General features: G+C 45.2%; 12 protein-coding genes. 5 read left to right on the top strand and 7 right to left on the bottom strand.

The features are described from left to right. Nucleotides 1–59 precede the first annotated feature (59 nt). From AS158_RS03720 to AS158_RS03700, 5 genes are all read left to right on the top strand, one after another. A complete protein-coding gene (locus AS158_RS03720) occupies nt 60–1400 on the top strand; it encodes a GH1 family beta-glucosidase (protein ID WP_165304514.1) in 1341 nt (446 codons plus the stop codon). 217 nt (nt 1401–1617) lie between these two features. Continuing rightward, nucleotides 1618–2853 carry an ABC transporter substrate-binding protein gene (locus AS158_RS03715; RefSeq protein WP_008194326.1) on the top strand — a complete coding sequence of 412 codons (1236 nt, stop codon included), beginning with the start codon at nt 1618–1620 and terminating at the stop codon, nt 2851–2853. A gap of 57 nt (nt 2854–2910) precedes the next feature. Continuing rightward, nucleotides 2911–3792: a sugar ABC transporter permease gene (locus tag AS158_RS03710; protein ID WP_165304513.1), complete on the top strand. Its 882-nt coding sequence runs from the start codon at nt 2911–2913 to the stop codon at nt 3790–3792. Between the two features lie 12 nt (nt 3793–3804). Beyond that, the gene (locus AS158_RS03705; RefSeq protein WP_165304512.1) at nt 3805–4641 is read left to right on the top strand and encodes a carbohydrate ABC transporter permease; all 837 of its coding nucleotides are present in this window, start codon (nt 3805–3807) and stop codon (nt 4639–4641) included. A gap of 80 nt (nt 4642–4721) precedes the next feature. Next, entirely contained in the window at nt 4722–5861 is a 1140-nt protein-coding gene (locus tag AS158_RS03700; RefSeq protein WP_165304511.1) for an ROK family transcriptional regulator, read from the top strand. Nucleotides 5862–5880: 19 nt separating this feature from the next. On the opposite strand, the gene AS158_RS03695 is transcribed toward AS158_RS03700, so the two are convergent. The 7 genes from AS158_RS03695 to AS158_RS03665 all read right to left on the bottom strand — a co-directional run bounded on the left by AS158_RS03695 (nt 5881) and on the right by AS158_RS03665 (nt 17171). Continuing rightward, nucleotides 5881–7623 carry a WD40 repeat domain-containing protein gene (locus AS158_RS03695; RefSeq protein WP_165304510.1) on the bottom strand — a complete coding sequence of 581 codons (1743 nt, stop codon included), beginning with the start codon at nt 7621–7623 and terminating at the stop codon, nt 5881–5883. A 70-nt stretch (nt 7624–7693) separates the two neighbouring features. After that, nucleotides 7694–10225, bottom strand: coding sequence for a type I pullulanase (gene pulA, locus AS158_RS03690; protein WP_165304509.1), 2532 nt, complete (start codon nt 10223–10225; stop codon nt 7694–7696). Between the two features lie 17 nt (nt 10226–10242). Further along, complete coding sequence (locus tag AS158_RS03685) at nt 10243–12264, bottom strand: glycogen-binding domain-containing protein (RefSeq protein ID WP_165304508.1); 2022 nt, start codon at nt 12262–12264, stop codon at nt 10243–10245. Nucleotides 12265–12279: 15 nt separating this feature from the next. Beyond that, complete coding sequence (locus tag AS158_RS03680; RefSeq protein WP_165304507.1) at nt 12280–13422, bottom strand: hypothetical protein; 1143 nt, start codon at nt 13420–13422, stop codon at nt 12280–12282. 10 nt (nt 13423–13432) lie between these two features. Then, complete coding sequence (locus tag AS158_RS03675) at nt 13433–14086, bottom strand: hypothetical protein (RefSeq protein WP_165304506.1); 654 nt, start codon at nt 14084–14086, stop codon at nt 13433–13435. A 13-nt stretch (nt 14087–14099) separates the two neighbouring features. Then, nucleotides 14100–15488, bottom strand: a complete 1389-nt coding sequence (locus tag AS158_RS03670) for a hypothetical protein (RefSeq protein WP_165304505.1) — start codon at nt 15486–15488, stop codon at nt 14100–14102. 12 nt (nt 15489–15500) lie between these two features. After that, nucleotides 15501–17171, bottom strand: coding sequence for an alpha-amylase family glycosyl hydrolase (locus AS158_RS03665; protein WP_165304504.1), 1671 nt, complete (start codon nt 17169–17171; stop codon nt 15501–15503). Nucleotides 17172–17378: the final 207 nt, after the last annotated feature.

The raw sequence follows: 17378 nt of genomic DNA, 5'->3' as shown, positions 1-17378 counted from the left end.
TTGTGCAGAGAGTTTTGATAGAATAGTTAGGCACACGAATCAAAACAACAGGAGAGGTGATGAACGTGAAAAAGTTCCCTGAAGGATTCCTCTGGGGTGTTGCAACAGCTTCCTACCAGATCGAGGGTTCTCCCCTCGCAGACGGAGCTGGTATGTCTATCTGGCACACCTTCTCCCATACTCCTGGAAATGTAAAGAACGGTGACACGGGAGATGTGGCCTGCGACCACTACAACAGATGGAAAGAGGACATTGAAATCATAGAGAAACTCGGAGTAAAGGCTTACAGATTTTCAATCAGCTGGCCAAGAATACTTCCGGAAGGAACAGGAAGGGTGAATCAGAAAGGACTGGATTTTTACAACAGGATCATAGACACCCTGCTGGAAAAAGGTATCACACCCTTTGTGACCATCTATCACTGGGATCTTCCCTTCGCTCTTCAGTTGAAAGGAGGATGGGCGAACAGAGAAATAGCGGATTGGTTCGCAGAATACTCAAGGGTTCTCTTTGAAAATTTCGGCGACCGTGTGAAGAACTGGATCACCTTGAACGAACCGTGGGTTGTTGCCATAGTGGGTCATCTGTACGGAGTCCACGCTCCTGGAATGAGAGATATTTACGTGGCTTTCCGAGCTGTTCACAATCTCTTGAGGGCACACGCCAGAGCAGTGAAAGTGTTCAGGGAAACCGTGAAAGATGGAAAGATCGGAATAGTCTTCAACAATGGATATTTCGAACCTGCGAGTGAAAAAGAGGAAGACATCAGAGCGGCGAGATTCATGCATCAATTCAACAACTATCCTCTCTTTCTCAATCCGATCTACAAAGGAGATTATCCGGAGCTCGTTCTGGAATTTGCCAGAGAGTATCTACCGGAGAATTACAAAGATGACATGTCCGAGATACAGGAAAAGATCGACTTTGTTGGATTGAACTATTACTCCGGTCATTTGGTGAAGTTCGATCCAGATGCACCAGCTAAGGTCTCTTTCGTTGAAAGAGATCTTCCAAAAACAGCCATGGGATGGGAAATCGTTCCAGAAGGAATCTACTGGGTCCTGAAGAAGGTGAAAGAAGAATACAACCCACCAGAGGTTTACATCACAGAGAATGGGGCTGCTTTTGACGACGTAGTTAGTGAAGATGGAAGAGTTCACGATCAAAACAGAATTGATTATTTGAAGGCCCACATTGGTCAGGCATGGAAGGCCATACAGGAGGGAGTACCGCTTAAAGGTTACTTCGTCTGGTCGCTCCTCGACAATTTCGAATGGGCAGAGGGATATTCCAAGAGATTTGGTATTGTGTACGTGGACTACAGCACTCAAAAACGCATCATAAAAGACAGTGGGTACTGGTACTCGAACGTGGTCAAAAACAACGGTCTGGAAGATTGAAAAGGGCGGCCAGGCCGCCCTTTCTTTTTGATGTACTATTTTCCCTCCTATTTGTTCATTTCGAGTGAATATCCTCGATTATTTTCATTTAACGAAAAAAATCTCCCGTTTTCTCCTGATAACTCACTTGCAAAGAATTTAAAAGTCTGGCAAAATATCAAATAGGTTAATTTGATTACAACGTCATTTAACTGATACTTAAGGAGGTGCTTTTGCCATGAAGAAGTACTTTGTCCTGTTGCTAGCAGTTCTTCTAGTTGGTGGACTCTTCGCTGTGAAAATCACCATGACATCCGGAGGGGTTGGAAAGGAACTCGAGGTACTGAAAAAGCAGCTGGAGATGTTCCACCAGCAGTACCCAGATATCGAAGTGGAAATCATTCCGATGCCGGACAGTTCAACTGAAAGACACGATCTCTATGTCACGTACTTTGCCGCTGGAGAGACGGATCCAGACGTTCTCATGCTCGATGTGATATGGCCTGCTGAGTTTGCCCCATTCCTTGAAGATCTGACAGCAGACAAAGACTACTTCGAACTCGGTGAGTTCCTTCCCGGAACGGTGATGTCTGTCACGGTCAATGGAAGAATCGTTGCTGTTCCATGGTTCACGGATGCGGGTCTCCTTTACTACAGAAAGGACCTCCTCGAAAAGTACGGTTACGATCACGCTCCAAGAACGTGGGATGAACTCGTCGAAATGGCAAAGAAGATTTCTCAGGCTGAAGGCATCCACGGATTCGTCTGGCAGGGTGCAAGATACGAAGGCCTTGTCTGTGATTTCCTTGAATACCTCTGGTCTTTCGGTGGGGATGTGCTCGATGAGAGCGGAAAAGTTGTGATCGATTCTCCAGAAGCTGTAGCGGCTCTTCAGTTCATGGTCGATCTCATCTACAAGCACAAAGTCACCCCTGAGGGAGTTACCACCTACATGGAAGAAGACGCAAGAAGAATCTTCCAGAACGGAGAAGCTGTCTTCATGAGAAACTGGCCGTACGCTTGGTCCCTCGTGAACAGCGATGAATCTCCAATCAAAGGAAAAGTCGGAGTTGCTCCTCTTCCAATGGGTCCTGGTGGAAGAAGAGCTGCCACACTCGGTGGATGGGTCCTCGGTATAAACAAATTCTCTCCTCCTGAGGAAAAGGAAGCCGCGAAAAAGCTCATTAAATTCCTCACAAGTTACGACCAGCAGCTCTACAAAGCGATCAACGCCGGACAGAATCCAACGAGGAAAGCCGTTTACAAAGATCCAAAACTCAAAGAAGCTGCTCCATTCATGGTTGAACTTCTCGGAGTTTTCATCAACGCTCTTCCAAGACCGAGAGTTGCTAACTACACAGAAGTTTCCGATGTCATTCAGAGGTACGTGCACGCTGCTCTGACAAGGCAGACAACACCGGAAGACGCAATAAAGAACATCGCAAAAGAGCTCAAATTCCTGCTTGGACAGTAACAGAGGCGAGGGGTTCTCCCCCGCCTCTTTTACTCTGTTGAAGGAGGATACAGAAAGATGGAAAAAAGAAGTGGCTGGACGGCGTTCTGGATGATACTTCCTACTATTCTCGTCATATCTATAGTGGCCTTTTTTCCTCTGTTCAAAACGTTCTACGACAGTTTCTACAGTTTCGGTTTGAGGCCCGGTATAGAGAGAAGATTCGTTGGGCTTCAGAACTATTTCAGACTCTTTGAAGACACCCGCTTCATAATGGCTTTGAAAAACACCGTCTTTTTCACGGTGATTTCGGTTTCTCTGGAGACGGTGCTTGGTGTTCTCATCGCCATCGTTGTTCATCAGAGATTCGCGTTGAGAGGCATTGTGAGGGCTGCTATGCTCGTTCCATGGGCGATTCCAACGGCCATTTCTTCTCAGATGTGGCGATGGATGTTCCACGATCAATTTGGAATAATGTCGAGACTCTGGGAAAAACTCGGGATAATAGAGCCGGGAACTCCCATTCTCGGAACACCGGGACTCGCCATGTGGGCGATCATATTCGTCGATGTGTGGAAAACGACTCCGTTCATGGCTCTTTTGATCCTCGCAGGTCTTCAGGTGATACCAGAGGATATCTACGAAGCGGCGAGAATCGACGGAGCAAATACGATCCAGAGGTTCTTCAGAATCACTCTCCCATTGATAACGCCAACGATAGGAGTGGCGCTGATTTTCAGGACACTCGACGCACTGCGCGTGTTCGATGTTGTTTATATCATGACGAGGGGCGCAGTGAACACAGAAACTCTGGCCGTTTATAACCGACACGTTTTGATGGACAGAGCTTTCACTGGTTCGTGGTTCGGATACGGCTCTGCCATATCTGTTTTCATATTCGTTCTCATATCGATCTTTGCAATACTTTACATAAAGTCCTTGAGGTTGAAACTCGACTGAGGAGGGAATCTAATGAGCAAATCGATAACGCAAAGAATCCTTCTTTATATAGCTGTTGTATTCATTCTTGTGTGGTGTGTCTTTCCTCTTTACTGGGCTTTTATTTCGTCGATAAAGCCAGATCGAGATCTTTTTGAAAAGAATCCTTCTCTTTTCCCAAAAAGGGTGACTTTTGAAAACTATGTGAAGGTCTTCAAGGAAAGACCGTTTCATATAAACATCAAAAACAGTATCATTGTGGCAGGTGTAACCACTGCTTTGGCACTGGCTGTAGGATCACTTGCCGGATACGCTATTGCAAGACTCAGGTTCAGAGGAAAAGTCATCGTGATGTCTTTGATCCTTGCAGTAAGTATGTTTCCGCAGGTTTCCATTCTGGGGGCACTGTTTTTGATCTTGAGAGGACTGAAGTTGATAAACACCTACACTGGTCTCATCATACCTTATACCGCTATGAATCTGCCTCTCACTGTCTGGGTGCTTCAGAGTTTCTTCAGGGAGCTTCCAAAAGAAGTAGAAGAATCGGCATTCATCGATGGAGCTTCTAAACTCAGAACTCTCTGGTCTATCGTACTTCCTATGTCTGCTCCTGGTCTTGTAGCAACAGGACTTTTGACGTTCATCGCCGCGTGGAACGAGTTTCTCTTTGCTCTCACGTTCATGCAAAAACCAAATTTGTACACCGTTCCCGTCGCAGTTGCTCTCTTCAAAGGCGCATCTCAGTACGAGATACCGTGGGGTCAGCTCATGGCCGCAGCTGTTATTGTCACACTTCCACTTGTGATACTCGTTTTGATTTTCCAGAACAGAATCATAGCCGGTTTGAGCGCTGGGGCTGTGAAAGGTTAATGTTGGTAAAGTTTTTGTAACCACAATTCGGATATAATCTTTGAAAGTGAAAGGAAACTTTCCGGGAGGTCTGAAAAATTGTGGAAATCTATTCCTTAAAACAGGCAAGAACTATCAACAAATTGAGGGTCCTCAACACAATAAGATTCGAACCGGGGGTCACCCGGAACATGATATCAGAAAAAACCGGGCTCGATCCAAGTACCGTTACAAAGCTTGTGAACGAAATGAAGAAGAAAAAGATGATTTATGAAAGGGGTATACTCCCATCGAAGCTGGGGAGACACTCCAAGCGACTTTACGTGAACAAAGATTTTTCAAAGGCAATAGTGGTTGACCTTGGGGTAACACATTCCATCGTTGGAATATCGTTTTTCGATGGGTCTGTTGAAGTGGTTGACGAATTTGACACGCCCGACACACCTGAAGAATGTTTCAGGGTTTTGACAGAAAAAGTTTCCAAGTTTCCAGGTGTCTTCCCATTGATTGTGATAGGGGTTCCAGGATCTGTTGACAAGAGTCACAAGAAATTGGCATTCGCTCCAAATCTCAACAGATGGCGTGACATAGATGTAGATAAGTACTTCAAAGTGTTTGAGGTGTATTTGGAGAACGACGCTAATCTTGCGGCTCTCGCAGAAATGATGAGGAACAAGCATTTCGGAGATAGAAAGAACATCGTGTACATACTCGTCAGAGAAGGAATAGGTGGAGGCATTATCATCGAAGGGAAACTCTACAAAGGTTCTTTCAACGCAGCTGGAGAGATCGGTCACATGAAAATGTACGACAGGGGACCGTGCTTTTGTGGAAGGGTTGGATGCTGGGAGGCCAACACTTCCATTTCCCACTGCGTCCATCAGTATGAAAAGAAAAAAACTCTTCCAGGAAACACTATGTACGAAAAATTTGAAACGCTCTGCAGAATGTATGAAGAAGACCCACTGGCTAAAGAAGTACTGGATGAGTTCACAGGTATCCTCATAGATGGTATCGTAAATCTTGTGAACATTCTAAGTCCGGAGATCGTGATTGTTGGCGGAGAAGGTGTGTTTCTACCTGAGAGTGTGTTTGAGGTGATCGTGTCAGAAACGAGAAGACAAGTTCATCCGATGGATAAAGAAGTTTCCGTGGAAAAGGGTAGTCTCTCCAACAAAGAGGTGGTTCTGGAGGGAACTTCGATACTTTCTTCCATGATGATAAGTGAAAGACTGGTGTAAAATGAGGGGGGTCTCCCCCTCACTTTTCTACGAGGATTCTTATCTTTCCATCACCGCATGGAACCAGGATTTGATTGTCCACTTTCACGAAATGTCCTATCTTTTGGTCAGAGACTTTCAAAGAAGTCTTCAAAGTCAGATCTGGAAAAGCAAAAATTTTGATACTTCCATTCCAGGTTCCAACAAAGAGTTCCTTTTCATCGGCGAGCAGAGATGACACCGGTTCGTTCAGATAGATCTCCTTGACTTTTGAACCCGTATCCAAACTCCAGAGAATGACCTTTCCATCTTCCCCGCCTGAGACAAGAAATTCTCCAGCGAATTTCACAGCATTCACGTTTCCTCTGTGACCTTCCAGCAGAAGTACTCTTTCTCCGGTATCTGCGGAAAGAACTTCTACGTAGCCCATCTTGTCTTTTGGATCAGAATAAGAAACTCCAAATGCGACGAATTTATTGTTCATATCAATCGTCTGAACCATTTCGTGTTCTGTGTCTTTTCTCCATATCTCTTCGAAGGATGGATAGCTGAACAGAGCGACACTTCCATCGTAGAATCCTATTGACATTCTATCGTTTTGAAGAGCGATGTCCATTGTACTCGTTGTGCCAACTTTTATTCTTTTCACGAGCTTTCCGTTTTCCAGGTTATAAATCTTAAGTTGATTGCTGTCCAGACAGGAAATGATGCTGTTTTCTACTATTAAAAGCTTTCTGACGCTTGATAAAGTTTTTATCCTGTGTTCAACGATCCCCTTCTCAGCGTCCCATACCAGAATTTCTCTGTCGTCACTGCCGCTCACAATGAATTTCCCGTTGCTTGATGAAGCTACTGTGTTCACTGAGAGCTGGTGACCGTAGAGAAAGTACTGAAGCTCCAGGTTGGCATTCCACACTTTGACAACTTTGTCCATTCCGTAGGTTGCTATGTTGCTGTCATCTGAAGAAACGAAAAGAACGAAGTTGTTGTGAGCGTCGATTGATTTCACCATTTCGTTCTTCTGAATGTTCAAAACCACAGCTTTATAGTCGTCGGCTACAAAAATGAGATTGTCATTGTCAAGAAAAGCCACATCGTTCACTGTTATGACGTGGTCGTACTGGAGAACGAGTCCTCCATTCGAAGTGTTCCATACCTTTACAGTGTTTCCTCCACAGGTTGCGATCAACTGTCCATTCTCTGAGAACACGATCTTTTTAATTCCCTCAGGATGGGCCTTTAGGAGAATGGAAAATGAAGGATTCGAGAGGTCTCTGATCAGTGCAAGTCCATTGGCCAGTCCCACGACGTATCTGTTCTCATGGGCAGCGATTTGAACAACCGATGGTCCAAGCTTTTGAGAAGAGATTTCTTTTCCATCCGGGAAAGACCATACTCTCATCGTTCCATCGAAGGAGGCGCTCAGAATTTTATTGCCCGCCGCAGCGACGGAAGAAACACCTTTCATATGACCTTTGAGGAGATGTGTTTCACCCGTCTTTAGATTCGTCACACCTACTGTTTTGTCGTCCGAAGCGCTCACAATAAACCCGTTCTCAAAGGTCACCTCGTTTACTCTATTGTTGTGTACTTTGAACGCTTTGTAATAAACCCCATCTTTGTAAACGACAATCTCACCATTTCCTGTTCCAAATAAGAGATATCCATCTTTGAACGTTAAAGATGAAACATCGCTGAATCCGAGTACTTTTTCAAGTTTGAACGTTTGAGAGAAGATTATGATCGATACAAGAATCAAGACCAGTATCAGTGATCTTTTCATTGTATCAGCCTCCTGAAATCAGGTTTTAAAGCCCCAGCATGAGGCTGGGGCTTCAACCAATTCTTAAATATCACTCTCGATACAAAACGTACGCTGAAAGTGGTTCTAGTTCTATCATTCCTTCAGCAGTTTCTATTACTTCTGTACCGGCTTTCTGACCGTTCACAACCACGTTCCATTTTCCTTCTGGTAATTTGTATGTTGTCTTCTCCGGGTTTCCATTGTAGATCACTATGATGTCTTTCCAGGGATCTCCGCCTGCATGATCTTTGACCATGAATGCAACTATTCTCCTTCCACCTGGAAGAAATTCCAGGTGTTTTTTGATTTCTTCTGAAGTTTTCAGTCTGAAAGCAGGGTGTTCTTTTCTGAGTTTTATGAGACCTTTGTGATAGTTGAACACGTCTATGAACTGAAGTTTTCTTTCGTAGTCAAAGCCGTTTATCGAGATGGGAGCGTTGTAGGAGTTGTCGTTGAAGTGCTTCGTTCTGCAGAAGTCCTGACCTCCATGGAGGAAAGGAACACCCTGGGAAGTGAGAAGTATCGCACCAGCCAGTTTCTGGGCGTTTTTCAGCTCTTCTTCGGTCCATTCTTTTTCCTTATCGGCCTTGGCGGCGAGGTAGTTCTTGTCCCACAGTGTGTGGTTGTCGTGAGACGCTGCGTAGTTTATCGTCTCTTCTGGATCAAGGGCGAAGCTTTTGATGAGTTTTTCGTCGTAGTTTATGCTTCCAACAACACCTCTTTTGATCTTGGTTTCCTTTCCGTATCCTCCCATGACGAATCCCTTGACGCTCGGGTTGAACACGGAACCCCTTATTGCGTCTCTGAACTCATCGTTGAAAGCTGCCACGTGTGTGCCGGCGACATCGCTCTTTCCAAACCTGATCGGTGCTCCCCATCCACCCCACGGTTCGCCGTAGAGAATGATAGTTGGATCGATTTTATGAAGAGCTCTTTCGACTTCGAGCATTGTCTTTTTGTCGATAAGACCCATCTGATCGAACCTGAATCCGTCTATGTGATACTCCTTTACCCAGTAGGTGACGGTATCGACTATGAATTTTCTCATCATGGGTCTTTCGCTTGCGATGACGTTACCACATCCGCTTTCGTTCAAATAGGCACCTGTCTTGTCGATTCTGTAGAAGTAGTACGGCACCGTCTGATCGAACGCAGAGAGTTCGCCTATACCGTAGGTGTGAGGGAACACCATGTCCATAATCACACCTATACCGTGTTTGTGAAGGGCTTTGACCATTTCTTTGACTTCTCTGATTCTCGTGTGTGGGTTTTTGGGATCGGTTGAGTATCTGCCCTCCGGAACCATGAACAGGTAAGGATCGTAACCCCAGTTGTAGTACTTCTCGAAATCTTTATCGAGTTCGTCGCCTGTGTAGAAATCAAAGAAAGGAAGTATATGAACGTGTGTAACACCGAGTTCCACAAGGTGCGAAAGGCCTGTTGTCACACCGCCCGGTCCTTTCGTGTTTTCTTCGGTGAGCCCGAGATAGAGGCCTTTGTTTTTTACCCCGGAGTTTTCGAGTCCTGTGATGTCCGCTATGTGTATTTCATAGATTATCGCGTCTTCGTATCCTTCGATTTTCGGTCCCCTGTCGTTTTCCCATCCTTCTGGGTTTGTCCTGGCAAGATTCACAACGGCGCTCTTTTTGCTGTTTGCGTAAACCGCTTTCGAATAAGGATCGACGGTTGTTCTGACCTTTCCGTAATTTTCCAGCTGATAGAGGTAGAACACTCCGTCGAGATCGCCTTCAACAACCGCTTCCCAGACCCCGTTTCCCTTGTATTCCATGTTCACAACCTGGTACGGTTCTGTGTCTTCTCCGTTTTTGAAGAGAAGCACCTTTACCCACTTAGAAACGGGGGACCAGACTCTGAATATCGTCTTCTCTGGAGAATATACGGCTCCGAGCTCTCCATCGTAATAGTAGTCGTCCAGGATCTCCATCATGATGACTCTTGCCGGTTTGTAACCTTCTATGATCAGTTCCACGTCTTTTCTGAGGTCTTCTTCTTTCAGGGATTCAGAAAGGACGATTCTCACGTAGTTCGTCACGTCTATGTCCGTGGGATCGGCCTTTTCCACTCTTGAGACGGGAATCTCTTTTCCGTCAACAGTAACCTTGAAGAGTTCTTTCTTTTTCGTATCCACAGGATTGGTCAGAAAAGCCTCGATCACCTTGTTCGACCTTGCCTGTGCGAAGAAGATTCTGGGAGATGTGTCTGGTTTTTCGTAGAAAATCTCTTCCACTCCCTGGAGTATCCACACTTCAGCCTTTCCGTCTTTTATCTCTATGAACCTGTCTTTTGCCACGTCTTTTGCCTGCCACTCGTTCAGCCTCACTATGATCCCCACCTTTGTAAGATCCATTGGTAATTTCACTACTGCTACTTTACCAAAATCATCCTCACCTGTGAACTGATAAGCTTTCCCTTCCTGAGACACAGGCTCCACGGGCCATATCCAGAGATTCCATCCATCGTATTTTCCATCGTATCTGTGATAGTGGACTACGATGGTGGTTTCTGAGAATATCAAAGCGGAAAGGAGGAGAACAAGTAACAACCAGAGTTTAGTCTTCACTTTGAATCACCTCACAATCAGAAGTTGACTTCACCTTGGAAATCCAGATAGATGTTCTTGTATGCGTCGTAAGTTACTCCAAGTTTTGCGCTTGCGAATTCGTTTCTGAGCTCCCCAAAGACGGTTATTTTGTCGGGGTCGTTTTCAAAGTTGTCGCAGTCTCCGTATCTGTAGGCCAATCCGAGGACATAGGTGTCATCGAAAACGTACCCTGCGCTTACCGTATACGTTTTGTTGTTGAAATTGTAATCCCCGTAGAGTTCCAGGTTGAAGAGATCAATGCTTGCTTTGAGAAATCCTTTGTCTTCTGAAGATGTTTTTTCATAGTACAGGTAGTTGACATCGAAGTTGTCCGAATCGACTTCGAGGTTCACAAAGTAGAGAACGGGCTTGGCAAAGATTAAACCGGTCCAGACGGTTGTTTTTGCTCCAAGAAGATCAAAGGATAAGAAACCTGCGAGGTCTATTTTTTCTATCCCAAGCAGGTAATTGGTTCCAAAGTAAGTACCGAAACTTTCTCCTGAAACTCCTATCAGAAATCTTTCCTTTTCCGCGTTTGTGTCGAAGGCAATGTCGGCTGTGAACTTGTAAGAAAGGAAAGAAATACCAAGGCCAAATCCTGTTTCAGCGAACCATTTTTCGTAAGGCTTCCCTTCCACCAAAGATGCCACGTTGTAGTGTCCGAAAACTTCGAAGCCTTCCTTTTCCACCTTTATGTTCGCGCTGTCCAGGAAAGAGCCTTCCGGTTTGAAATTCAAGGTTACTTTCAAGAAGTCGGTTTTTACACCAAGGGTGAGTTCATGGGAGTTTTCAAGAGATTTGAGGAAGGTATCCGTTGCGTATTTGTAAGTCAGGTCGATGGTGTATTTTCCAAAAAACGGTGTTTCGCTCTCGGAGCTCTGTTCCAGTGGTTTTATGACGAGTTTTCCATCCTCTTCAGAGAGCATGAAAGCACCGTTTTTCCCGCCGAATCCATCCGGGACGTAGGAAGGTGCGTTGGGATCTTCCTGCCAGACCTGACTTCCCACTATTGTGAAGACGTATTTGTACTGATAAGTGCCGGGATTGAGCTTGATTCTTGCCACCCAGAGGTCTCCTTCTCTTTCCATTGGATTCGCTGTGGTGCTCCAGTTGTTGAAGCTTCCCGCAACATAAGCCTCGGAAGCTTCTGGCTTTCTAACAGTGAAGACGACAAAACTGTCTTCCACACTGAGTCCTTCTTTCGGCTCGGATTTTTCAGCTTCTTCTAGTTCGGCTTCTGCGGTTTCTTGTTGAGCAACTTCAAATGTTTCCTCTTCTGTAATCTGAGCAGTTTCTTCGATGGGAGATTTCACCTTCAGTTCTCCGTTTTCTTCGTAAACTTCGAAAACACCGTTCTTCCCCCCAAAACCGTCATCGACGAAGGCGAAGGCGTTGGGGTCGGTTACCCACTCTTCACCGTTCACAACGAACTTGTATTCATACACTCCGGGACCAAGTTCCAGTACTCCTTCCCACCATCCGTCTCCAAGTGGATACATCTCTATTTCTTCTGCGTTCCAGTTGTTGAAACTTCCAGCTATGGTTAAAAATTCTGCTTCGGGATTGTAGTACCTGAGAACTACTACACCATCTTCGATGAAAATGGTGTCTTCCCTGTCGGGGTTGGGCTCGTATTTCTTTGATTCTTCTTTCTTCTGAGGGCCAACGATGAAGAGCTGCCCGTCCTTTTCTACTAGTGTGAATATTCCGTTGTAGCCTCCGAAACCATCGTCCACGTATCCGGGGGCGTTGGGATCTTCTTTCCAAATAGTTCCATCTATCACGTATTTGTATTGATATGTTCCGGGTTCAAGTTCAAGCTCCGCTTTCCAGAGACCGAGTTCCACCTCTTCCATTGGAAGCGCTGTTGGACTCCAGTTGTTGAAGGTTCCCGCGAGGTACACCACCTTGGCTCCTTCCCACTCGAAGGTGAAAACCACTTTTCCGTTTTCTACAAAGACATCAGAAAACACAAAGACACTCAGCAAAAGCACAGAGAGAATGAGAAGTTTTTTCATACTTTAGACACCTCCTTACCACCACGTCGAATATTCAAGAGAGATTTTCTTGACGAAGTTTGTCTGGCTGGAGAAGTTGCCATCGCCAAGAGAGAGTTTGAACTCGGACTTTTCATCCGTGAACTTCAGCTCGTAGTAAACTGTGTACGCTTCTGTGTAGAGAGTGTTCAGATACTGCCACTTGGCAAAGAAGTTGACACTGCCGAAGTTTCTCCATAATTCTGCATAGAAAACCTCACCCATCGCACTTGTGGAATCGTGGGCAGGTTTGCCAAACTTGTAGGAGATCTTTCCGTTGAAACCAATAAACGAGAAGTTTTTCCCAACTTCCATTCCGAAGTCATCCCAGTTGAGAATGTCAGAGTCGAATTTTGTTCCTTCTTTCCAAACCTTGAACCAAATATCACCCGAAGAGTACTCAACACCGTATTTGGGAGTCTTCGATGTGAATTTGTAATCGAACCAGAGTTTGAAGTTGTCGAATGTCGTCCAGAGATTCGCGAATATCTCACCTTCGAGATCGTTGTCGTTCACGTAATCACAGTAGTCTAGGTGTGTCTCCGAACCTACTCCGGTGAGTTTCACTCCGTGTTTCCAGTCCACAGTTGAAACTCCGAACATGTAGAAGAAATTGTTTGATCCTATCTTTTCCTCGTTCTCATAGCTCACACCGAATTCTCCAAAATACCTGAGGCCTGGCTCCCAGTTGAAATCGAAGTACATGTCCTTCACTGTGGAGCGTTTCCCAAGCATCGCACTGAAATAGAAATTCGAAAGATTTCCTCGGTACTGAAGATATGAAACATCCCCCGTGGTCACACCTCTGAAACCGAAAAGCTCGATTTCAAGTCCGTTTCTGGAATCGTCGAAGCTGTAGATTCCGAACCAGTCACCCGTGGATCCAAAGACCCTGTTGTAATAGGCTTTGAGATCCACCAGATCTGTATCGAGAGATATGTATCCAGAGTCGAGTTTCAAATCCTTGGTCGTGAACTCACCAGAAAGGCTGTTCCCCGAAAGGTACAGCTCGGTGTAGCTGGATCCGCTCTGGTTTTCCAGATCGTAGGAGTAATCAACCTTTAGAGAGCCCGTCGGTAAAAAGGGGAATACGTAAGAAAACATCAGAAGACACATTATCGAAACAGCGAGTTTTTTCATATTCCTCACCTCACTTCACATAGGCTTGAAGTGTGCTCGTTTTTGGATCGAATTCTATGATGAGAGTACCATCTTTGTCCGCGGTGAAGACAGCGTCCTGATTTTCTCTAGCGTTGTAGCTGGTTCCATCGAACTGCTCCTCGTAAGGAGTCCAGTCGGTGTTTCTTGCGATTTTGTATTTTATCGTTTCACCGTAGGAGACGGAGTAGCCTGTGTTCAAAACGAATTTTCCATCCTGATAGGTCATCTCTTCGTGCTGCCAGTTATTGAAATCTCCCGCACAGTACCAGGGAGGCGTTTCTTTTTCAGAGTCTCCCACTCCTTTTGCTGTGTCGTTTTCCATCAGGTTCGGTGTTGCATAAACAGTGACGGTGGTTCCAACGAGCTGTTTCCAAAGAGGAATCCCGGAAGTGTTCTTCACCGGTTTTCCGTTTTCAACAACCACAACCTGATACCAGGCAATGTCGTTTTCAAAGTTCAAAGCAGAAGAAGGGAGCTCCAGGGTGTAGAAGTCACCCTGAAGCGCCATTTTGTACTCTGGATTCGGCACACCATTTGAGAAATTTCCAACCACATAAACACCATCCGGTAGTTTTATGTTGAGCAGCGTCATACATCCAGAGAGAATCATGATCAATAAAAGAGAAAGGATCAACTTCTTCAAGATACTCACCCCCTCAGTTCACGTTGAGAACATAGAGACTAGTGAATGTATCAGAGTCACTCCATTCATCACCTGAGTTGTCACTGACCGCAAAATCATCAGGAATACTGTCTACAGCTGAACCACTGCCTCCTGTCACCCAGACAATCAGAGCCACGTCCTGTTTTCCTCCAATTGCAGACCATGGAATCACTATTTCCATCGTTTGAAGTCCATTTGTAGTGTCACCGGTGTAAGCGAACGTTCCTCCAACATCAGCTATTGATTCATAATTCCATCCTGAACCGTTCCATGCACAGAAGTTGTTAGAACCTAGCCCAGAACCATCATCCCACCAGAAGTAGATCTCATAATCCACAGCGTAACCTGCGTCGAAGTTTATCTTTCTTTCCCACGCGTCACTGTCTCCTGTGTAGTAACCACCAGGTTTTGTGTCGATTCCTATTCCGTAGGCAACACCCCAAGATGCAGAGTTTTGAGTATCGAATCCTATGTAGAGATACGTCGCGTCGTATGTCACGTAGAACTGGTACAGGTCTGCTCCATTTTTACCTTCGAAATTCGTTGCAACAGATTTCGTGCTCGTCGCCACGGGTGTTCCAAGGTCACTCAGATCGCCGTCCACAACAATTACACCTGTTTCAGCGGGTTGCTCCGGTTCAGAGGGCTCTTCTGATTCACTTGGTGTTGTTGGTTCTGTTTGATTTATCTCTTCTGTCACATTGCCCTGGCTGTCACACACAACGAAATTTGCAACAGACGCTGGCTTTGTGATGCCACCATTTGTTGTCGAATCGTGGTCAGGCTGATTTGGATAGAAGTCTCCTACCCACTGCTTTCCGTTATCTGCTCCACCGCTAATGGCGAAGACGGCTTTCACCTGATTGACCTGATCGGAGACCGGGATCTTGAGTTCTACAATTGTGGATCCAGTTCCAAACTGGGCGGTTACCTGATTGGTGATGTCTGTGAGTTTTCCATCCTGAGACACTCTCCAGACTTTGTAATCGTTTTTCTGATTTACTTCAACGATGAGATCTATGTCACCGTTGGGATTTGTGAATTCTCTGTTTCTATCGTTCAAACCCGTGTAGGAGACTGTCTGGGCACCGGTCACGCCAACAAGGTCGATCAGAGCGAGAAAGACATTGATATTTCCGTCGCCTCCTATCACATATTCACCGGCGATGTAGGTGTTTGCACCGTCGAAGAGCAAGCCTGCCTTCAAAAGCTCGTTGTCAGTTCCCCATTTGGAATCATCCGTCGCGTCTTCCTTGACCTTACTTCTCCAGTCACTGAGAGAACCATCAGTGGTGACCATATCTTTGACGACAGGTGGTGTTCTCAGACATCCGTAAAGAACAAGAGATAGGACCGCTAAGACCAGGAAGAGTTTTTTCATTTTCATACCTCCTTACTTTTTGAAGATGTACGCTTTCATGGGATCCACAGTGAAGGATTCACCCGCTGAAAAAGACACGTTTGACTCGTTCAAAATGAAGTTTTCAAAATCCACCTCGAGAATCATTGTCATGTTTTCTTCGAAGATGAAGCTGTTCTGCCAGACGGGATCCGAATTCAAGACCACCAGCAGTTTTTCATTGGGGGATTCTCTGTAGAACGCTATGAGATTTTTCCAGTCTCTGAAGATCGTTTGATCTCCATTTAAAATGGCATCGTGATCCTTTCTGAAATTGAGAATGAATCTGATAAAATTCAAAAGACTCTTCGGATCGTTTTCCTGTTCTTCGACGGAGAAGCCGTCGTAAGGATCGTCATAGATGCAGCCGTCAACATTGGCGTTCCCAAAGGTTATTCCCGCGTTTTTGTAGACTTCCTTCGTCCAGAAAGTTTGGCCCTCTCCTGTGCCGCTTGCGTACCACTGCATCGGTTCTCTCACCGGCTCGTCATAGACAGGGCCATGCCATTTGAAACCTCTCGTTCCAATTTCACCACCGTAGTAGATAACTGGAGATCCTTTCAGTGTGAACAACAGGAAATACCAGAGAGTAACACGTTTTTTGATAAACTCGTAGTCGGACTCGGAAAATCTGTTGTAATGTTCTTGAAGGTGGGAGAAAAACCTGTTGAGATCGTGATTCTCAAGAAACGAGAAAGAACCTTCGACCCAATTGTTTTCTATTATTCCATCCTGCCCTTCTGGGTTGTTCCTTATACTGTACATGAGGGCGAAATTGAAAACAGGAATTGGATATAGAGAAAGATCGTATGTGCTTCCACTGAACACCTCTCCCACGAGTATGGCATCGGTTTTTTTGGAAAGCACATAATCTCTGAACCATTCAAAATATTCGGCTGACTCCTGTATCCCATCGTCCCAGGACCAGCCGTATATATGTTTTGCAGCGTCTATTCTGAATCCATCAACACCTTTAGAAATCCAGAAATCAACGATTTTCTTCACTTCTTCTCTCACTTTCTGGCTGTCGTGGTTCAGATCCGGCATTGAGTAGCCAAAAAGTCCGAAATACCAGACTTTTTGACCTTTTGAATTGATCTTCCAGTGCCAGTGATCCTGACCAGAATGATCTTCAAAACTCATTATGTAGTAGTCCCAGTACGGAGAGCTTGTCGTGTTTTCCACGGCGTCTTTGAACCAGGGATGCTGGTCAGATGTGTGGTTGATCACGAGATCCATTATTACCTTCATCCCGTTCTCATGAAGCACCTGGATCATGTTTTCGAGATCTTCCATGGTGCCGAAGTCTTTCTCAACGTTGTAATAGTCTGTTATGTCGTATCCGTGATATGAAACGGCCTCGTTGAATGGCATGAACCACACAGCCTCAACACCAAGTTCCCTAAGGTAGTCAACCTTCTGAGAAACACCGTTTATGTCTCCTACTCCGTCTCCGTCGCTGTCGTAAAAAGAGCGAATGAATATTTCGTAGACAACGGGGTATTTTGCTTCTTCAACGTTACTAGAAACGGAGGTTGAATCACCTGTGTTTGTGCTATTTGAATGTGGATCACTCGAAACTGAAGATTGACTCACGGACGTTTGAAAGCAGGAGGTGACAAAGAATAAAAAAGCCAGAACAATCAATAAAAAGGACTTTTTCACAACCTTTCCTCCTCTTTTCAAAACATTCCATGATCAATAAATTAACACAAATCCGTCTGTTTATATTAACACTCAATTCATAACGTGTCAATAGGGTTAACGGAACTTCGACATCTCTGAATGGAATATTTGATGAGTAATTGAAAATCTCCAGTTCGAATCCAGATTGACACCACGAAAAATCGGTGTTAAAATCCTTAGTGAAAC

This window comes from Thermotoga sp. 38H-to (genome assembly GCF_011057665.1).
Lineage (GTDB): Bacteria > Thermotogota > Thermotogae > Thermotogales > Thermotogaceae > Thermotoga.
Note: the sequence above shows the minus strand (reverse complement) of the source record. Positions and strands in the feature narration are given on the sequence as shown.